This window comes from Sphingopyxis sp. LC81 (assembly GCF_000756375.1).
GTDB lineage: Bacteria > Pseudomonadota > Alphaproteobacteria > Sphingomonadales > Sphingomonadaceae > Sphingopyxis.
In genome coordinates, this window is sequence record NZ_JNFD01000021.1 from 363,569 (window position 1) to 380,957 (window position 17,389).

Here is a 17,389-nt window from a genome sequence, read left to right on the forward strand (position 1 = left end):
CGCCATGAACACGATGATCGACTCCTTCTTCCCCTTTGCGGCGACCACCGGGTCGATCACCGTGCGCGTAGCGGTCAGCTATTTGCCCGAACAGTCGCATCCGGCGCTCGGCCGCTGGTTCTGGGCCTATCATGTCCGCGTCGAAAACCATGGCGAGGGCGCGGTGCAGTTGATCAGCCGCCACTGGCGGATCGCCGACGGCCGCGGCCAGATCAGCGAAGTCGAGGGCGAAGGCGTGGTCGGCGAACAGCCATTGATCGTCCCCGGCGGCGCGTACGACTATGTCTCGGGCTGCCCGCTGCCGACCCCCGAAGGGTCGATGGTCGGCAGCTATGCGATGGAACTCGGCGACGGATCGCAATTGCTCGTCGCGATCCCGCATTTCCCGCTCGTGGCGCCTGCGACCGCGTCATGAAGCGCACGCACCTGCCCCTGAACGCCCTGCGCGTGTTCGACGCCGCTGCGCGGCACCTGAGTTTCACGCGCGCCGCCGACGAGCTGGCGGTGACTCCCGCGGCGGTCGGGCAACAGATCCGGGCGCTCGAAGATATGCTCGGCGTCGTACTGTTCCGCCGGACGCCCAAGGGGCTCGAACTCACCGGTGAGGCCGACGCCGGTCTCGACGCGCTGCGGCAGGGTTTCCTGCAGTTCGAAGAGTCGGTGCGTGCGATGCAGGCGGGACAATCGTCGCAGTCGCTGACGATCGCCGCGCCGCGCGACCTGACCGCCAAATGGCTCGCGCCGCGGCTCGCGCGCTACAGCCAGCAGGCGCCCGACGTGCGCTTCACATTGGTATCGGCCGACAGCGGCATCGATTTCACCGAGGCCAACCTCGATCTCGCGATCTTCTGGACCGATGGCGCGGGCGAACATGAAGGCGTGGCGCTCGCCGACGCGTTGATGGTCACCGTGTCGGGGCCGGGGAGCAACAGCGACACGCGCATCGCGTGGCCGGGCTGCCCGGTGGCCGATGGCGAACCCGCGCTGCGACTGGGCGATGCGGGTCTTGCGATCGATGCCGCGGCCAATGGGCTGGGACAGGCGAATGTTCCCGCGATGCTCGCGGAGGCCGACATCGCCGCGGGACGTGTCCGGCAGGTGGGCGAAACGGTCGCGGTAAAACGCGGTTACTGGCTCGTTGCCCCGACCCCGCAATGGCGACAGGCCAAGGTCAAGGCGCTGGTCGCGGCGCTGACCGCCTGAACCGCTATTTCGCGGCCAGCGCCAGCAGCCGGGTGACCAGCCCGGCCATCCTTTCGGTATCGATATTCGCCTCGGGGTTGTTCCAGCTCGCGGTGACGACGAACCATTTTTCGTCCGATTTACGCTGCCCGAGCAAGCTCATCGACAAAACGCCATTTTCCGCCCCGCCCTTGTAGCCGAGATATGTCCAGTCGGCCGCGGCGACGGGACCGACGCCATTGTTGATCGCCATGGCCGCGAGCAGGGTTTTCGACTGGCGTGCGCGGAGGTCGACCATCAGCCGCGCAATATCGTTCGGGCTGGCAAACCATTCGAGACTGTCGATGAAGCGCGGCCCATCGGTGAAGCTGATCCCGTCAACATTCGCGAGGGTCAGGCGGTTCTGGTTGCTCGCGATCAGCTTGCGCTGCGCGGCATCGTCTCCCTTGATAAAGACGGGCCGCAAATCGTTGAAATTATTTCCCTTGAGAGCAAAGGTTTCGACCGTCGTGAGCAGCGGAATATTGCGCGACGGATCGCTGTGCCCCGCAGCGCGCATCCGCGTCTCGACCGGTTCGCGGCCGATCAGGTGGATCAGCGTATCGGTCGCGCCATTGTCGCTGACCGAGATCATCCAGTTGGCGAGCGTCTGTAGCGTCACCGGCGTATCGGCGGGCCAGTTCGCCGTCCCCGCCGACGAAAAGCTGAAATGCGACAACGGGACTACGTCGGACCATTTGCGCTTGCCGGCGGCGACCTGCGCCGCGAGTTCGTCGAGTATATAGAGCTTGATCGTCGATCCGACCGCGAACTGCCGGTCGGCGTTGGCCGAGGCGAGGGGCCGGATGCCCGCATCACCCAGTTCGGCGACGAGGAAGCCCGTTTGCCCCGGCAGCGCGGCGATTTCGGCCGCGACCTTGTCGAAGCTGTCGTTCGCCACGGTGACGCCAGTGACGCGCAGCCCCGTGACACGCGCATCAGCCGTTGCGCCGACGTCCAGCAACACAGTTGCAACGCCCCTTTCGAAACGTAGCAGGACGGTTCCTGAACGGCCGCTGGTCGGGGTGGCGCTGTCGACGGCGACCGGCTTTCCATATTGTGCGATCAGGCCGCCGATGAATGTCTTGAACTGTGCCTCGGGGATGGCCTTTTGGAATGACGGGTCGAAATAGTCTGCAAAGGCGAGCTTGCCGGCGAAGAGATCGACCAGTTGGGCGGCGCGACGATCGAAGGCCGTGGCGGGAGCAGGCGCAGTCGTTTCGGCCGATTGGGCCAGCGTGGTGGAAGCGGGTAGGGCGACCGCAAACATTGCGACGGCGAGCCTATTGAAGACGGATATCAAGGCCTGCTCCTCAATCCGGTGCTTCGGCGGGTGGGGCGTTTTGGGGAATCGCGGCTTTTACGTCAACGCACCACCATTTCGGGCGACGGTCACGAAAGGCGTGCGAAATCGGCATCAACGCCTTGTCGCCCGGCTTGTCGAACACCCCGAGAAGCAGGGCGACAATCGGCTCGTCATCGATCGCGCCCAAGCTGCTCCCGCAGGTCGGGCAAAAGGCCCGGCTGGAAAAATCCGATGATCGCCAGGTGGATGGCGGCCCTCCGGGGCCGGTCCAGCTTACCGCGTCGGCGGGGAATTCGACCCAGGTCGCGGTCAGGGCGCCGGTGTGTCGCTGACACATTTTACACGAACATGTGTGGGGTTTGGCGGCGGCTCCCGCAGCTTCGAACCGAATGCTACCGCACAGGCAGCCACCGCTGTATCCCTTGCTCACCAGCGCCTCTCCAATTTCTGCCCGTCGCCCGCTCGTAAATCCTCCCCGAACGCAGGGGGGTACCGATCAAAGCTCAAAATCAGGCGTCGATGGCTGCTTCGTCGAGCGTCGCGGCATTCGCTTGGATGAACTGGAAGCGGTGTTCGGGGTGCTTGCCCATCAGCCGGTCGACCAGGTCCTTGACCAAGTGCCGCTCCTCATATTCCTGCGGCAGCGTGACGCGCAGCATCGAGCGGGTCGCCGGGTCCATCGTCGTTTCCTTGAGCTGGTTCGGATTCATTTCGCCGAGGCCCTTGAAGCGGCCGACGTCGACCTTCTTACCCTTGAACTGTGTCGCCTCGATCTCGGCGCGGTGCGCATCGTCGCGTGCATAGACCGATGTGTTGCCCGAAGTGATGCGATAGAGCGGCGGCTGCGCCAGATAGACATGGCCGCGCCGCACGATGTCGGGCATTTCCTGGAAAAAGAAGGTCATCAGCAAAGTCGCGATATGCGCGCCATCGACATCGGCATCGGTCATAATCACGATTTTTTCGTAGCGCAGCCGGTCGGCGTCGCAATCCTTGCGCATTCCGCAGCCGAGCGCGAGCGCGAGGTCGGCGATTTCCTGATTGGCGCGGATCTTGTCGGCGCTGGCGCTCGCGACGTTCAATATCTTGCCGCGGATCGGCAGGATCGCCTGCGTCTTGCGGTCGCGCGCCTGCTTGGCGCTGCCGCCGGCGCTGTCGCCTTCGACGATAAATAATTCCGTGCCTTCCGGACCGTCGTTCGCACAGTCAGTGAGCTTGCCGGGCAGGCGTAGCTTGCGCCCGCTCGTCGCGGTCTTGCGCTTGACCTCGCGTTCGGCCTTGCGCTTGAGGCGCTCATCCATCCGGTCGAGGACAAGACCGAGCAGCGCGCGGCCGCGGTCCATATTGTCCGAGAGGAAATGGTCGAAATGGTCGCGCACCGCGTTTTCGGTGAAGCGCGCCGCCTCGGGGCTCGACAGCCGGTCCTTGGTCTGGCTCTGGAACTGCGGATCGCGAATGAAGACCGAGAGCATCATTTCGCCGCCGTTGAAGACATCTTCGGCGGTGATCTGCGCCGCCTTTTTCTGTCCGATCAACTCGCCAAAGGCGCGCAACCCCTTGGTCAGCGCCGAGCGCAGACCCGCTTCATGCGTCCCGCCGGCGGGCGTCGGGATGGTGTTGCAATACCAGCTATACGATCCGTCCGACCATAAAGGCCAGGCGATCGCCCATTCGGCGCGGCCCTGATTGCCGGGGAACTCCTGCCGCCCGACGAAAGGCTCGGCGGTCGCGCATTCGCGCGTGCCGATCTGTTCCTTCAGATGATCGGCAAGCCCGCCGGGAAACTGGAACACCGCCTCAGCCGGCGTGTCGTCGCCGATCAGCTCGGGCGCGCATTTCCAGCGGATTTCGACGCCGGCGAACAAATAGGCTTTCGACCGTGCCATGCGATAGAGGCGCTGCGGCTTGAACCGCCCATGATCGCCGAAAATCTCGGGGTCGGGAACGAAGCTCACGCTCGTCCCGCGCCGGTTCGGTGTCGGACCGAGTTCTTCAAGCCCGCCGAGCGGGGTGCCACGCGAAAAGCGCTGGCGATACAGTTGCTTGCTTCGCGCCACTTCGATTTCGGTTTCGACCGACAGCGCGTTGACGACGCTGACGCCGACGCCGTGCAGGCCGCCCGACGTCGCATAAGCCTTGCCCTCGAACTTACCGCCCGAGTGGAGCATGGTCATGATGACCTCGAGCGCCGATTTGCCCGGGAATTTCGGATGCGGATCCACCGGCATGCCGCGGCCATTGTCTACGACGGTCAGCCGGTTGCCAACGTCGAGTTCGATCTCGATCCGCGTCGCGTGGCCCGCGACCGCTTCGTCCATGCTGTTGTCGATGACTTCGGCGGCGAGGTGGTGGAGCGCGCGCTCGTCGGTGCCGCCGATATACATGCCGGGACGCCGGCGGACGGGTTCGAGCCCTTCCAGCACCTCGATCTGCGAAGCGTTATAGCTTTCGGTGGCGGGGTTGGCGGCGTCGAACAAATCGTGACTCATGCCCCAGCTATAGGGGGCGGGAAAGGCGGCTGGCAAGCGCGGTTTTCGGTGGCCGTGCGCGGCCCGGTTCACCCCATTTCCGAGACAAGAGGGAACTTTGGCCGGGTGCGGCGGGTTGGGGTGCCGACTGCAAAGTCATTCAAAAAGTGGAGTAAAAAATGAAAACCCTCTCTCTCCTCACCGCGCTTGCGGCCACCGCGATCGCCATGCCCGCGATGGCGCAGGAAGGCCGCGACACCTCGCAGGATTTCAACGGACCCTATATCAGCATCGGCGGCGGCGGCACGCTTCAGGGCAGTGACCGCGGCGAAACGCTGGTCTTCGATACCAACCGCGACGGCACCTATGGCGACCAGGTGACGACGTCGGGCGGCGCCAACGCCTTCTCGCCGGGATTCTGTAACGGCGCGGCGACGGGCACCGCGAACCTCGGCTGTCGTAACGACAAGGATGGCCCCGAATTCTTCGGCCGCGTCGGCCTCGATCAGCGTATGGGCAATTTCGTTGTCGGCGCGCTTCTGGAAGGCGGTCGCAGCGTCGCGCGCGATAGCGTCAGCGGCTTTTCGACCACGCCCGCGAGCTATACGATGAGCCGCGAGGCCGATTATCAGGGCAGCCTTCGCGTCCGCGCCGGCTATACGCCCGGCGGCGGGGCGCTCTTCTATGTCACCGGCGGCCCGGCTTACGCGCGCCTCGACAACAAGTTCGTGACCTCGAACACCGCGAACAGCTTTGCCGACAATGGCAAGACGCACGCTTGGGGTTACGCCGCCGGCGGCGGCGCCGAGCTGATGCTCACCAACAAGATCGCGGTCGGGCTGGAGTATCTCTATTCCGACGTGAAGGACGACGATTACCGAGTGAACGTCGGGCCGGGGACCGCGCCGCCGACCAATCCCTTCCTGCTGAACGGCGGGGGCACCGATATCCAGCGCAGCGGTTCGCATTTCCGGACGCACAGCGTCCGCGGGAGCATCAGTTACCGCTTCTGACCTCTTGGGAGCGGGAACGGGAGGCGTCGGGTTGAAAGATCCGGCGCCTTTCGCCTATCGGGCCGATGGCGCCGCGAAAATCGCGAAATTGCCGTTCGCGCTGCTGACGAGGCGGCTATCTTGATAGAGCTTTGCTTCGATATTGGCGATGCGCTTGCCCTGGTGAAGGACGGCGGCCTCGCACGTCAGCCGGCCTTCGCGCACGCCGACATGATAGTTGAATTTGATTTCCAGCGTCGCGCAGACCAGCCCCTCTTCGAGCAGGCTCATCAGCGCGCCGCCCATGGCGGTGTCGGCGAGCGAATAGGCAACGCCGCCGTGCGCAACGCCGTTCGGGTTGAAATGGCGTTCGCGTTCGATATCGATCGCCATCGTGCAACGCCCGTCGCCGCGCTCGACCATTTGGAGGCCGAGCGCGCGCGCGAACTGGAAATCCTGGCCGAACGGCCTCACCGGACGCGCCTTAACGAACTCGGGGACCACCGAAGGGCGGCGGCGGGGGCGGGCGGCGCGTGCCGCGCGGCAGCTGTGCCTGATAGGCGCGACCGCAATGCTCGACGCAATAGGGGAAGCCGGGGTTCACCGCTTCACCGCAGAAATGGAAATCGGGCTCGCCCGGATGCCCCATCGGCCAGCGGCAGATGCGGTCGTTAAGGTCGAGCAAGGTCGTCTTGTCGGCGATCTCGGGGCTCGGCTTGGCGGGCACCAGCCGGCGCGGCGGCGCGGGCGGGATCGGCGCCTGCTGATCGCCGGGTCCCTGGCGGATAAAACCGCCGGGGCCGATCGAGACGATGCGCGGTGCATCGGCCTTCGGCGTCGGATCACCCAATCCGCCGTCGGCGTTCGGCGTGTCGACGACCGGCTTGGCATCGAGTTTCGGGGCAGGTGCCACCGGGCGCGGCGCCACAGGTGCGGCCGCACGGGGCGCGGAAACGGGGGCTGCGGGTTTCGGCGTGGCGGGTACCGCGGCCTTGACCGGCTTGGCCACCTTTTCGGTCGCCTTGACGGGCGAGGGGCGCGATTTCAGGCCGAGGCGATGCGCCTTGCCGATCACCGCATTGCGGCTCACCCCGCCGAGTTCATCGGCGATCTGGCTGGCGGTCAGCCCCTTTTCCCACATGGTGCGCAGGCTTTCGATGCGCTCGTCGGTCCATGACATAATCTATTCCTTATCATTCACGCTGCGGGCGGTTAGACGATCCGCGTTGTCGATCCTTTCGGGACCGGCATTCAATCGTTGCCCAGCTTGCGGTAAGATCGGGGAGGCGATAGGCGAGAACGCCATGAACGACCAGCCCCAAATTTCGCGCCCCGACTCGACAAATTCCGCCGCGACTCCAACTTTTGCCGAACCCGGCGTTCCCCATATTCGAACGCTGAACGTGCCCGGCATGCACGCGCTATATGTCAAGGAGGTGCGGCGGTTTTTCAAGGTCCAGCTGCAAACAATCTGGGCGCCCGCGATCACCACGCTCCTGTTCCTCGTCATTTTCACCGTCGCGCTGGGCGGGGCGGGGCGGACGGTCATCGGCGTTCCCTTCGCCGATTTCATCGCGCCGGGCCTCATAATGATGGCGATGCTGCAGAACAGCTTCGCCAATTCGAGCTTTTCGTTGCTCGTCGGCAAGATCCAGGGGACGATCGTCGATTATCTGATGCCGCCGCTCGCCGTCGGCGAATTGATCATCGCGCTGGTTGGCGCCGCGATCACGCGGTCGGTCCTCGTCGGCCTGGCGTTGTGGCTCGCGATGCTGCTGTGGCCCGGCGTGCATGTGATGCCCGACCATCTGTGGGCGGTGGCGGTCTTTGGCGTGCTCGGCGCATCGATGCTCGGCTTCCTCGGCCTCATCACCTCGGTCTGGGCCGAAAAGTTCGATCATGCCGCCGCGGTGACCAATTTCGTCGTGACGCCTCTCGCGCTGCTGTCGGGGACCTTCTATTCGGTCGACAAGCTCGCGCCGTGGTTCCAGACGATCGCGCACGGCAACCCCGTCTATTATGCGATCATGGGTTTTCGCTACGGTTTTATCGGCACGGTCGATTCAACGATCGCGAACCCGGTGCTGACTGCGGCGTTCGTGCTGGTCGGCGTGAATATCGGGCTGGGCCTGCTGACCTACCGCCTGCTCGCCTCGGGATGGAAGCTCAAAGCCTGATTAGTGGCGATGGATGGCGCGCACGCGGTAGCGGCCACGTTCCAGCCCCTCGAACATCGCGTCGATCTGTGGATGGTCGATCGGTCCGCTGTCGCCATCGGCGACCAGATTCTGCTGGCTGACATAGGCGATGTAAGAGGAATCGCCGTTCTCGGCGAGCAGGTGGTAATAGGGCTGCTCTTTCGCCGGGCGGATATCCTCGGGGATCGCTTCATACCATTCGTCGCTGTTCGCAAAGACCGGGTCGATGTCGAACACGACGCCGCGAAAGTCGAACATCCGATGGCGCACGATATCGCCCGGCGCGAAGCGCGCGCGACCGATCAGCGGTGCAGTAACAGTGGCAGGAAGTTCGGAAGTGGATTCGGGCGTCATAGGGTCAATCTATGGCAGTTTACGCACGTTTCAAGTCCGTTACATTCCAATTCGGCTGTGGTTTGCCGAATCGGGCTGTGATCAGCGTTACAGATGCATTGGCGATGCGAGCTAAACTGCTCTTCTGGCTTTTGCATATCCCATTCGGGTTGTGGGCCGCACGATCAGGGGAGACGCATTATGACGGACTTACCACCCAATATCTCCGGCCCGGCTTCGGGCATTGTCCAGCGCGCGAAGGACATCCTTCTCAAACCCAAAGAGACATGGCCGGTAATCGCCGCCGAGCCGGCGACGGTGCAATCGATCTATGTGCCCTATGTGCTTGTACTGGCGGCGATCGGCCCGCTCGCGGGCTTCATCGGCGGGCAGGTTTTCGGGTTCACCATGCTCGGTGTGACATACCACCCGCCGCTCGTGGGCGCGCTTGTGTCGGCGTTCGTCTCTTATGGTCTGTCGCTGGCGACGATTTTCATCCTCGCGTTGGTCATCGACGGCCTCGCACCGAACTTCGGCGGTCAAAAGGATCAGGTCCAGGCGCTGAAGGTCGCGGCCTATTCGGCGACTGCCGGCTGGGTCGGCGGCATCTTCGGAATATTGCCCGCGCTTGCCGTCATCGGCCTCTTGTTCGCCCTCTACGGGCTTTATCTCCTGTATCTCGGCCTGCCGGTGCTGATGAAGGCGCCAGAGGACAAGGCGTTCGGCTACACGGCGGTCGTGATCATCGTTTATATCGTACTTTTCCTGATTGTCGGCGCGGTCGTCGCGACGCTCGCCGCACCGTCGCTCGTTACCGTCAGATAACGGCCGCCGCGAGCTGCCCCGGTCGTGCGCCGGGGCGGCTTGCTGTGGTCAAATTGTAGAAAAATGGAGGAGAGTGAGGGATTCGAACCCTCGGTACCGTTGCCGGCACTTCGCATTTCGAGTGCGACGCTTTCGACCACTCAGCCAACTCTCCTCGCTGAGAGTGGACGCCCCTAGCGGCGGTCCGAACGTCTTGCAACCCTCTCGTCACAAAATTACGGCCCGCCGCTTGGTATCGTCACCCGATCAGGGCTTGTCGGCTTCCCACCAATAGGGCTGGCGCTTGCGCGTTCCCGTCTCGGCCTCGTTCATCGTCAGCGGATCGTAGAGCCGCCCGCCGAGCATCACGCGGTGGATTTGCTCGGTATTGCGTATATTTTCGGTCGGGTCGGCATCGAGGATCAGCAGGTCGGCAAGCTTCCCGGCCTCGAGCGACCCGACATCCTTCGCATAACCGAGCGAGGTGGCGGGCATGATCGTCGCCGCCCGCAGCGCGTCGATGTTGCTCCACCCGCCGCGCACGAACGACCAGATTTCCCAATGCGCGCCGAGCCCCGATTGCTGGCCGTGCGCGCCGATCGAGACCATGCGGCCCGTCGCGGCGATCTTGCCCGCCTGACGCGCCGAATCATCGTCGACATAGTCACCCTCGGGCGCGATGACGCGGCGCTTGTTGTTCGCCGCGAGTTCGGCCGGCGGCGCGTGGCGCGACAGGATCGGATGCTCCCAGACGTTGGTGTGCGCACGCCAATAGGGATCGCCCGCGGGTCCGCCATAGGTCACGACGAGCGTCGGCGTGTAATCGACCTCAGTCTGCCCCCACAGCTGGACCAGGTCCTTGTAGAAGATGTGGAGCGGGACATTGTGCTCGACGGTCGAATTGCCGTCCTGGATCAACGTGACGTCCTGCGTGAACAGCGAGCCGCCTTCGGGCACGACGGTCATGCCTTCGGTCTGCGCCGCCTTCACGACCATCTGCCGCTGGTCGCGGCGCGGCTGATTGTAGTTTTTGACGCTGTGCGCGCCTTGCGCCTTCAGGCGGCGAACATGCGCAAGCGCGTCGTCATAACCATTGATCTCGGCATAAACGCCGGCAGCCTTGGCGCCATAGATGACCTCGCCGGTCGAGAAGATGCGCGGCGCGAGGATCAGCCCGGCGCGCTGCATTTCGGACGAGACGAAAATCTCCGAGGCGCGCGACGAGGGATTATGGCTCGTCGTCGTGCCCATCGCGAGGTTGACGATCTCCGACCAATTCTGCTGCGGGACCAGTTCGTCGTCGCCGTGCGAGCCGTGCGCGTGCGCATCGACGAAGCCAGGGACGATCGTCTTACCGGTGGCATCGACGGTCACCGCGCCCGCCGGGACCGTGATCGCGCCCGCCGCACCGACCGCGGTGATGCGGTCGCCGTCGATGACGATCGCGCCATTCTCGATCACGCCGCCGCCCTTGTCGGCCATCGTCACGATCTTGGCGCCGGTGATGACGACGACGCCCTTATGCTTCGACGCCGCTTGGGTCATCGATAGCGATACGCCGTCGGTCGGCGGGGTGAACTTGGGCGCCTTTTCGTCGACCGGTGCGTTCGTGAAGAAGCTCGCGAGGTCGGCGCTGAACAAAGTCGCGCCGCGGCTCCAGTGGAGGCGGCGACCGCCGTCGGACCAGTGCATATATTCGGCGCCGCTGCCGCTGACGCGGGTTACGGGGAGCGCCCCGCTCTTGGTGCCGAGCGAGACATCCTGTCCGCCGGGCATTAGCGGGGTGACATAGGCGTCGTAGTTCTGCCGAAACGCCAACGTGCGGCCGTCGGGCGAGATTTCATAGTCGCTGACCAGCTCGCCATTGGCGTGGACGCGCTTGTCCTGCCCGTGAAGGTCGGTGCTGACGAGCTGGCTCTTGCCGTCGCTCGCGGTGACCATGAATACGCGGTCGCTGGTTGCAGCAAACTGCGGCTTGGCGCCGTCGCTGCTGATCCGTTCGGCGGTGCCGCCGCTTGCGGCGATGCGGTAGACGCCCGGATCCTCGCTCCAGCGCGCCGAGGTCAGTCCGCCGCTGCCGCGCCGTTCGAACACGATCGTCTTGCCGTCGGGCGAAAAGCGCGGTTCGGCATAATGGCCCGGGGTGGTGGTCAGCTTGCGCGAGGCGCCGCCGCCGGCGCCAACGACGTGGATTTCACCCATGCCGCCGTCGGTCCAGCGCACGAAGACGAGCGATTTGCCGTCGCGCGACCAGCTGGGCCACGCTTCCATCGCGTCGTCCTTCGCCGCGGTCAGCCGCCGCGCGGTGCCGCCGGTCGCGGGTTTGACCCACAGCTTGCCGAGCGTCTCGAACACGACGCTACGCCCGTCGGGCGAGACCTCGGCCCAGCGCGGCATTTTGGTCGCGAAACTGTCGGGCGCGACCTCGACCGCCGGGTGCGTCGCATCGACGATCGTGCGGTCGTCGTTGACGCTGAACCGGATGATGCGGGCATCGCCGCCGGCACCGCTCACGCGGCGCAGCTTGCCGCCGGCCCAGAAGAGGATGTCGCGGCTGTCGGGAGTCCACGCCATGTTCGGATAGACGCCGGTGACCGCCCAGGTTTCCTGCACATCCTGATCGAGCGTGTCATAGACCTTCTTCTCGGTGCCCGAGGCGAGATCCTTCACATAGAGCTTCGACTGCGTCCCCTCGCGGCGCACGAAGGCGAGGCGCTTGCCGTCGGGCGAGGGCGTCGGGCGCACCGCGCCGCCGGGACCCGAAGCCGCGGTGCTGACTTTGCCATCCTCGAGGCTGTAGCGCTCGATGTGGAAGAGGTCGGTGTTGCTGTCCTGCGCATATTCGAAGATCGCTCCCGGCGTGACGTTGCGCGTATAGAAGACGCTCTTGCCGTCGGCAGCGAAGATCGGCTCGCCGAGTTCCTTCTGGTGGCGCTCGTTCGGTTTCTTGACCAGCGGCACGCCCGCGCCGCCCGAGACATGGTATAGCCACACCTCGCCGGTGCCGAGCGAGCGGCCCGTGGTGAAATGCTTCTTGGCGACGATGAACTGGCCGTCGGGCGACCAGCTCGGCTGGTTAAGCAGGCGGAAATCCTCTTTCGAGATCTGCTTTTTGTCGCTGCCGTCGCGGTTCATCAGCCAGATATTGTCGCCGCCCGCGCGGTCGGAGACGAAGGCGATGCGCTTGCCGTCGGGCGAGAAGCGCGGCTGATGTTCATAGGCGAGCCCTTCGGCGATCCGAGTCGGCGTGCCGCCCTCGATTGGCATCGTGTAGATATCGCCGAGCAGATCGAACGCGATCGTGCGGCCGTCGGGCGCGACATCGACATTCATCCAGCTGCCTTCGTCGACCGCGATCTGGACCTTGCGCGTCGCGAGGCCCGGCGGGGCATTGACGTCCCACTTGTCGGGTTTCGCGTCGGCGGCGGGAGGAGAGGCGGGCGCGCTCTGCGCCCAGACCGAGGTTGAACAAGCCAAAGTCGCCGCGAGGGCGAAAGCGAAGCGCGCCATGAAATTATCCCCGTTTGAAATTATGCTGTGACCATATGGTCCGGGCAGGAACATGCAAGTGACAGGTTTCGACGAAGAACTGGCAGCATCGACGAGCGACTGCTAGCCCGGTCGAAAGAACGGGATCGGGAGAGCAAAGCGTGCCGCTCAAGGGAATTAGGGTATTGGATTTCGGCCGTTATATTGCCGGCCCCTATTGCGCGGCGTTGCTCGCCGATTATGGCGCCGACGTCATCCGTATTGAGGCGCCGGGGGGCAATGACGATCGCTATTCGGTGCCGGTCGCCGAAGATGGATCAGGCGCGATGTTCATGCAGATGAACCGCGCCAAACGCTGCCTGACGCTGAAACCGGGCAGCCCCGAGGGACGTGAAATCGTCCGCCGGTTGGTCGAAACCGCCGATGTGGTGATCGCGAACCTGCCGCACGATGCGTTGGTCAAGCTGGGCCTCGATTACGACAACCTGGCCGCGATCAACCCGCGCATCGTCCTGGCGACCGCGTCGGCATTCGGCAGCGAGGGGCCACTCGCGAGCCGCGTCGGGTTCGACGCGGTGGGGCAGGCGATGTCGGGAACGGTGTACCTGACCGGCACGCCGGACCAGCCTTACCGCGCGCAGGTCAATTATGTCGATTTCGGAACCGCGCTCCACAGCGCGTTCGGCGTCATGCTCGCGCTGCGCGAACGCGAGACGACGGGGAGGGGGCAGTGCGTTTCGGGGTCGCTGCTGGGCACCGCGCTCGCCATGTCGAACGCGCTGACGATCGACCATGCGCTGAACGGCATCGATCGCCAGCCGATCGGCAATCGCGCCTTCAGCTCGGGCCCCACCGACATCTTCCGCACCCGCGACGGCTGGGTCATCACCCAGATTGTCGGCAATGGCATCTTCGCGCGCTGGGCCGAACTGGTCGGGCGGCCCGATCTGGTCGGCGATCCGCTGTATGCGAGCGACATTCTGCGCGGCGACAATGGCGAGGAACTGAGCGCGATCATGCAGCGCTGGTGCATCGAGCGGACGAGCGAAGAGGCGATCGCTGAACTGGCCGCCGGACGGGTGCCCGCGGCGCCGGTGCTGCGCGCGGGGGAAGCGCTCGCGCAGCCGCAGGTGAAGGCGATGGGGCTGGTCGAACCGGTCGTCTATCCGGGCGCGGCCGGCGCGGTGCCGGTCATCCGCGCGCCGATCCGCCTGTCGGACAGCGACAAGACCGTCCCCGCGCGAGCGCCGCAGGTCGGCGAGCATAGCGATGCGATCCTCGCCGAGCTTGGCTATGACGCCGAAGCCATTTCGGCTTTGCGCGCGGCAAAGATTATTTGAGCGGGGGAGGGTGGACAAACGGCAATCGCCGCTTAAGTTACCGGTCAGTACAAAAATCAGCCCAGGAGTTTTCCATGACCGATACCAGCGAATATGTGCCGCCGAAAATCTGGACCTGGGACAAGGAAAGCGGCGGGCGTTTCGCCAATATCAACCGGCCGGTCGCAGGTCCCACGCACGACAAGGATCTGCCGATCGGCAAGCACCCCTTGCAGCTCTATTCGCTCGGCACGCCCAATGGCGTGAAGGTCACCGTGATGCTCGAAGAACTGCTCGCGGCGGGACACAGCGGCGCCGAATATGACGCATGGCTGATCAATATCGGCGAAGGCGACCAGTTTTCGAGCGGCTATGTCGCGGCCAATCCGAACAGCAAGATCCCCGTGCTTGTCGACCGCAGCGGCGCCGAACCGATCCGTATCTTTGAATCGGGCGCGATCCTGATCCATCTCGCCGAGAAATTCGGCGCCTTCCTGCCGACCGAAACCGCGAAACGTGCCGAGGCGCTATCGTGGCTGATGTGGCAGATGGGCAGCACGCCCTTCCTCGGCGGCGGCTTTGGTCATTTCTATGCCTATGCACCGACGAAGCAGGAATATCCGATCAACCGCTATGCGATGGAGGTGAAGCGCCAGATGGACGTGCTCGACCGCCGTCTCGCGGAAAGCGAATATATCGCGGGCGGCGATTACACGATCGCCGACATGGCGATCTGGCCCTGGTATGGCGCGCTCGCCAAGGGGCTCGTCTATGACGCCGGCGAATTCCTGCAGGTCGATGACTATAAGAATGTCCAACGCTGGACCGACCAGATCGCGGCGCGTCCGGCGGTCAAACGCGGGCGGATGGTCAACCGCGTGACGGGCGATCCGGCGAGCCAGCTCCGCGAGCGGCACGACGCGTCCGACTTCGAACTGCGCACGCAGGACAAGTTGGAGGCCGCCGAATAACTCACATTATTCGTTTGAAGGCGCCGCGCCAAAATTAGCGGTTCTTCAACGATACGCAGCGCGCCACCAAATCAGCCCGGTTCCGGCACGGCCAGATCCTGCAAAATACGCAAAAGCGGCGTCGGGCTCTCTCGACGCCGCTTTCATTTGCGGACGGCATTCTGCCGGCATGGCAGGTTCCATCCGACTTTCGCGGCGTGTCCGCAAAATTGCCCTGACAGGTCTTGCCCTGGCGCGCGGGGAGCGTGGCGCCGCTATCGTCGAAATGGCGCTGGTGCTGCCGCTGCTCCTCGCGTTGCTGATGGGAATATTGGTCTATGGTCAGTATTTCATGCTCGCGCATAGCGTGCAGCAGGCGGCCAACGACGGCGCCCGCGCGTCGATCATCGGGCTCGACGCGCCGGACCGCAGTGCGGTCGCGTCGCGCGCCGTCGGCCGCAGCCTGCAGGCGGTCGACGGCACCCACAGCGTCGCGGTGTCCGAAACGACCGAGGCGATCACCGTCGCGGTGACCTTCACCGTGCCGCAGGACAGCCTCCTGCGATCGAGCTTTGTTCCGTCGCCGGGCAACGTCATCCGTGCCCGCGCGACGTTCGAATTGCCGGTCGATTGACCATGACGATCCTGTCCCTCCTTCGCCGACTTGTCCGCCATCGCGGCGCCAGCATCAGCATCACGACGGCTTTCGGCATGACGATGCTGATCGGGTCCGCGGCATTCGCGGTCGATCTCGGCTCGCTCTATCTCGACCGCCGCAAATTGCAGGGCATCGCCGATGCCGCGGCGATGGCGGCGGCGGGGCGGCCCGGCGAGGAGCGCGCGGCGGCGCAGCGGATCATCGCGGCGAATTGCGATTGCGGCATTCGTATCGCGGTGCTCGACCCCGGCACCTACACCGCCGATCCGTCGATCCAGGCCGAACAGCGCTTTGCCGGCGGCGGCGCGTCGCCGAACGCCGTGCGCATCACGCTGACGCGCGACCGTCCGCTGTTCTTTGGCAGTTTTCTGACGGGCCGGAAGGACAGCATCATTCGTGCGACCGCGACCGGCGCACGGCGCGGTTATGCCGCCTTTTCGCTCGGATCGCGGGTCGCGGCGGTAAACGGCGGCCTTCCCAATGCGCTGCTGTCGAGCCTCACCGGCGGCCAGGTCAATCTGTCGGTGATGGACTATAATGCGCTCGCGAGCACCGATATCGACCTGCTGACTTTCTCCAATGCGCTGCGGACCGAATTTAACGCCGACGTGCTGACCTTTGGGCAGACGCTCGACACGCAGGCGACCTTGCCACAGGTCGTGTCGGCGCTCGCCAATGCGTCGGACGGGCAGGCGGCGGCCGCGCTCGAGCATATCGCGGATCGCGCGCTGCCGCGCACCCTGCTGCCGTCGCGCGCGATCGACCTCGGCCCGCGGTCGTCGAGCATCCGAGTCGACGCGGCGAACCCGGTCAAGGTCAACGCGCTCAGCCTGCTGCGCACGATGCTGCTGCTCGGCAACGCGAATCGACAGGTCGACCTGTCGCTGACGGGCAGCCTGCCGGGCGGATCGGGGGTCAATATCGCGCTGATGATCGGCGAGCCGCCGGTGAATTCGCCGCTGATCGCGGTGACCGACACCAATGATGTCATCGTCCGCACCGCACAGGTGCGGCTGAAAATCGATACGCGCGTCGCAACGCCGCTCGCCAGCGTCCACGTCCCCCTGCTCGCCGAACTCGGGTCGGCGTCGGCGCGGATCACCGACATCGACTGCCGCCCGAACAGCTCGGCCGCGGTGTCGCTCGGCGTCGTGACCTCCCCCGCGATGGTGGCGGTCGGAACGGTGCCCGTCAGCGATTTTCAGAACATGAAGCGCCCGCTGGATCCGGGGCCGGCGCGCGTCGTCACCTTGCCGCTCGTCAGCGTCGATGCGGAGGCCGAACTCATCCTGTCGGACCTCAATGAAAAGCCGGTCGCCTTTTCGCGCGCCGAGATCGACGACGGCAAGGTGAAGACCGTGTCGAGCACCGGCCTTGTCGCGGGCGCCGCGCAATCGCTTTCGGACCGGATGGAGCTCGACGTCAACGTCCTTGGGCTCGGCCTGAACCTGAAGCCGCTGACGACGGTGATCGGCGAGACGGTGGCGCTGGCTGCACCCGTGCTCGACACCCTGTTGTCGGACCTCACCGGCCTGCTCGGGGTGCATGTCGGGCAAGCCGATACAAGGGTCAACGCGCTGCGCTGCGGTAAGGCGCGGCTGGTCTGATCGCTCGCGCAATGGTGCCGTTCCGGACACGACAGCCCGCCGTT

16 protein-coding genes and 1 tRNA gene are annotated in these 17,389 nt (G+C 64.9%); 9 read left to right on the top strand and 8 right to left on the bottom strand.

Features of this window, described 5'->3' with window-relative positions; genetic code table 11:
* Positions 1–13 precede the first annotated feature (13 nt).
* Positions 14–415, top strand: a complete 402-nt coding sequence (gene apaG, locus FG91_RS12165; RefSeq protein ID WP_081940577.1) for a Co2+/Mg2+ efflux protein ApaG — start codon at positions 14–16, stop codon at positions 413–415.
* Positions 412–1,203, top strand: a complete 792-nt coding sequence (locus FG91_RS12170) for a LysR family transcriptional regulator (RefSeq protein WP_037515222.1) — start codon at positions 412–414, stop codon at positions 1,201–1,203. Before apaG ends, FG91_RS12170 begins: the two co-directional genes overlap by 4 nt.
* A gap of 4 nt (positions 1,204–1,207) precedes the next feature.
* On the opposite strand, the gene FG91_RS12175 is transcribed toward FG91_RS12170, so the two are convergent.
* The 3 genes from FG91_RS12175 to parE form a co-directional block, all read right to left on the bottom strand.
* A complete protein-coding gene (locus tag FG91_RS12175) occupies positions 1,208–2,491 on the bottom strand; it encodes a serine hydrolase (protein ID WP_037515224.1) in 1,284 nt (427 codons plus the stop codon).
* Positions 2,492–2,534: 43 nt separating this feature from the next.
* Positions 2,535–2,957: a GFA family protein gene (locus FG91_RS12180; RefSeq protein ID WP_037515226.1), complete on the bottom strand. Its 423-nt coding sequence runs from the start codon at positions 2,955–2,957 to the stop codon at positions 2,535–2,537.
* A gap of 79 nt (positions 2,958–3,036) precedes the next feature.
* Positions 3,037–5,016, bottom strand: coding sequence for a DNA topoisomerase IV subunit B (parE, locus tag FG91_RS12185; protein WP_037515227.1), 1,980 nt, complete (start codon positions 5,014–5,016; stop codon positions 3,037–3,039).
* A gap of 158 nt (positions 5,017–5,174) precedes the next feature.
* Here parE and FG91_RS12190 point away from each other — a divergent pair, with 158 nt between their 5' ends.
* Positions 5,175–6,008 carry an outer membrane protein gene (locus FG91_RS12190; protein ID WP_037515229.1) on the top strand — a complete coding sequence of 278 codons (834 nt, stop codon included), beginning with the start codon at positions 5,175–5,177 and terminating at the stop codon, positions 6,006–6,008.
* Positions 6,009–6,062: 54 nt separating this feature from the next.
* On the opposite strand, the gene FG91_RS12195 is transcribed toward FG91_RS12190, so the two are convergent.
* Together FG91_RS12195 and FG91_RS12200 are read right to left on the bottom strand one after the other, a co-directional pair.
* Positions 6,063–6,461 carry a PaaI family thioesterase gene (locus FG91_RS12195; protein WP_037515231.1) on the bottom strand — a complete coding sequence of 133 codons (399 nt, stop codon included), beginning with the start codon at positions 6,459–6,461 and terminating at the stop codon, positions 6,063–6,065.
* A gap of 10 nt (positions 6,462–6,471) precedes the next feature.
* A complete protein-coding gene (locus FG91_RS12200) occupies positions 6,472–7,167 on the bottom strand; it encodes a GcrA family cell cycle regulator (RefSeq protein WP_037515232.1) in 696 nt (231 codons plus the stop codon).
* 124 nt (positions 7,168–7,291) lie between these two features.
* Here FG91_RS12200 and FG91_RS12205 point away from each other — a divergent pair, with 124 nt between their 5' ends.
* On the top strand, positions 7,292–8,164 hold the full coding sequence (locus tag FG91_RS12205; protein WP_037515233.1) for an ABC transporter permease: 873 nt from the start codon (positions 7,292–7,294) through the stop codon (positions 8,162–8,164).
* On the opposite strand, the gene hspQ is transcribed toward FG91_RS12205, so the two are convergent.
* On the bottom strand, positions 8,165–8,539 hold the full coding sequence (hspQ, locus tag FG91_RS12210) for a heat shock protein HspQ (RefSeq protein WP_037515235.1): 375 nt from the start codon (positions 8,537–8,539) through the stop codon (positions 8,165–8,167).
* 180 nt (positions 8,540–8,719) lie between these two features.
* Here hspQ and FG91_RS12215 point away from each other — a divergent pair, with 180 nt between their 5' ends.
* On the top strand, positions 8,720–9,343 hold the full coding sequence (locus FG91_RS12215; RefSeq protein ID WP_037515236.1) for a Yip1 family protein: 624 nt from the start codon (positions 8,720–8,722) through the stop codon (positions 9,341–9,343).
* Positions 9,344–9,407: 64 nt separating this feature from the next.
* Here FG91_RS12215 and FG91_RS12220 read toward each other — a convergent pair.
* Together FG91_RS12220 and FG91_RS12225 are read right to left on the bottom strand one after the other, a co-directional pair.
* Positions 9,408–9,497, bottom strand: a tRNA-Ser gene (locus FG91_RS12220).
* 92 nt (positions 9,498–9,589) lie between these two features.
* Positions 9,590–12,832: an amidohydrolase family protein gene (locus FG91_RS12225; protein WP_037515237.1), complete on the bottom strand. Its 3,243-nt coding sequence runs from the start codon at positions 12,830–12,832 to the stop codon at positions 9,590–9,592.
* Between the two features lie 140 nt (positions 12,833–12,972).
* Between FG91_RS12225 and FG91_RS12230 the strand changes: the two genes are divergently transcribed.
* From FG91_RS12230 to FG91_RS12245, 4 genes are all read left to right on the top strand, one after another.
* Complete coding sequence (locus FG91_RS12230; protein WP_037515238.1) at positions 12,973–14,151, top strand: CaiB/BaiF CoA transferase family protein; 1,179 nt, start codon at positions 12,973–12,975, stop codon at positions 14,149–14,151.
* A gap of 74 nt (positions 14,152–14,225) precedes the next feature.
* Entirely contained in the window at positions 14,226–15,101 is an 876-nt protein-coding gene (gene yghU, locus FG91_RS12235) for a glutathione-dependent disulfide-bond oxidoreductase (RefSeq protein WP_037515240.1), read from the top strand.
* A 169-nt stretch (positions 15,102–15,270) separates the two neighbouring features.
* Positions 15,271–15,714, top strand: coding sequence for a TadE/TadG family type IV pilus assembly protein (locus FG91_RS12240; RefSeq protein WP_037515241.1), 444 nt, complete (start codon positions 15,271–15,273; stop codon positions 15,712–15,714).
* A 2-nt stretch (positions 15,715–15,716) separates the two neighbouring features.
* A complete protein-coding gene (locus FG91_RS12245; protein ID WP_037515243.1) occupies positions 15,717–17,345 on the top strand; it encodes a TadG family pilus assembly protein in 1,629 nt (542 codons plus the stop codon).
* The last annotated feature ends 44 nt before the right edge of the window (positions 17,346–17,389 follow it).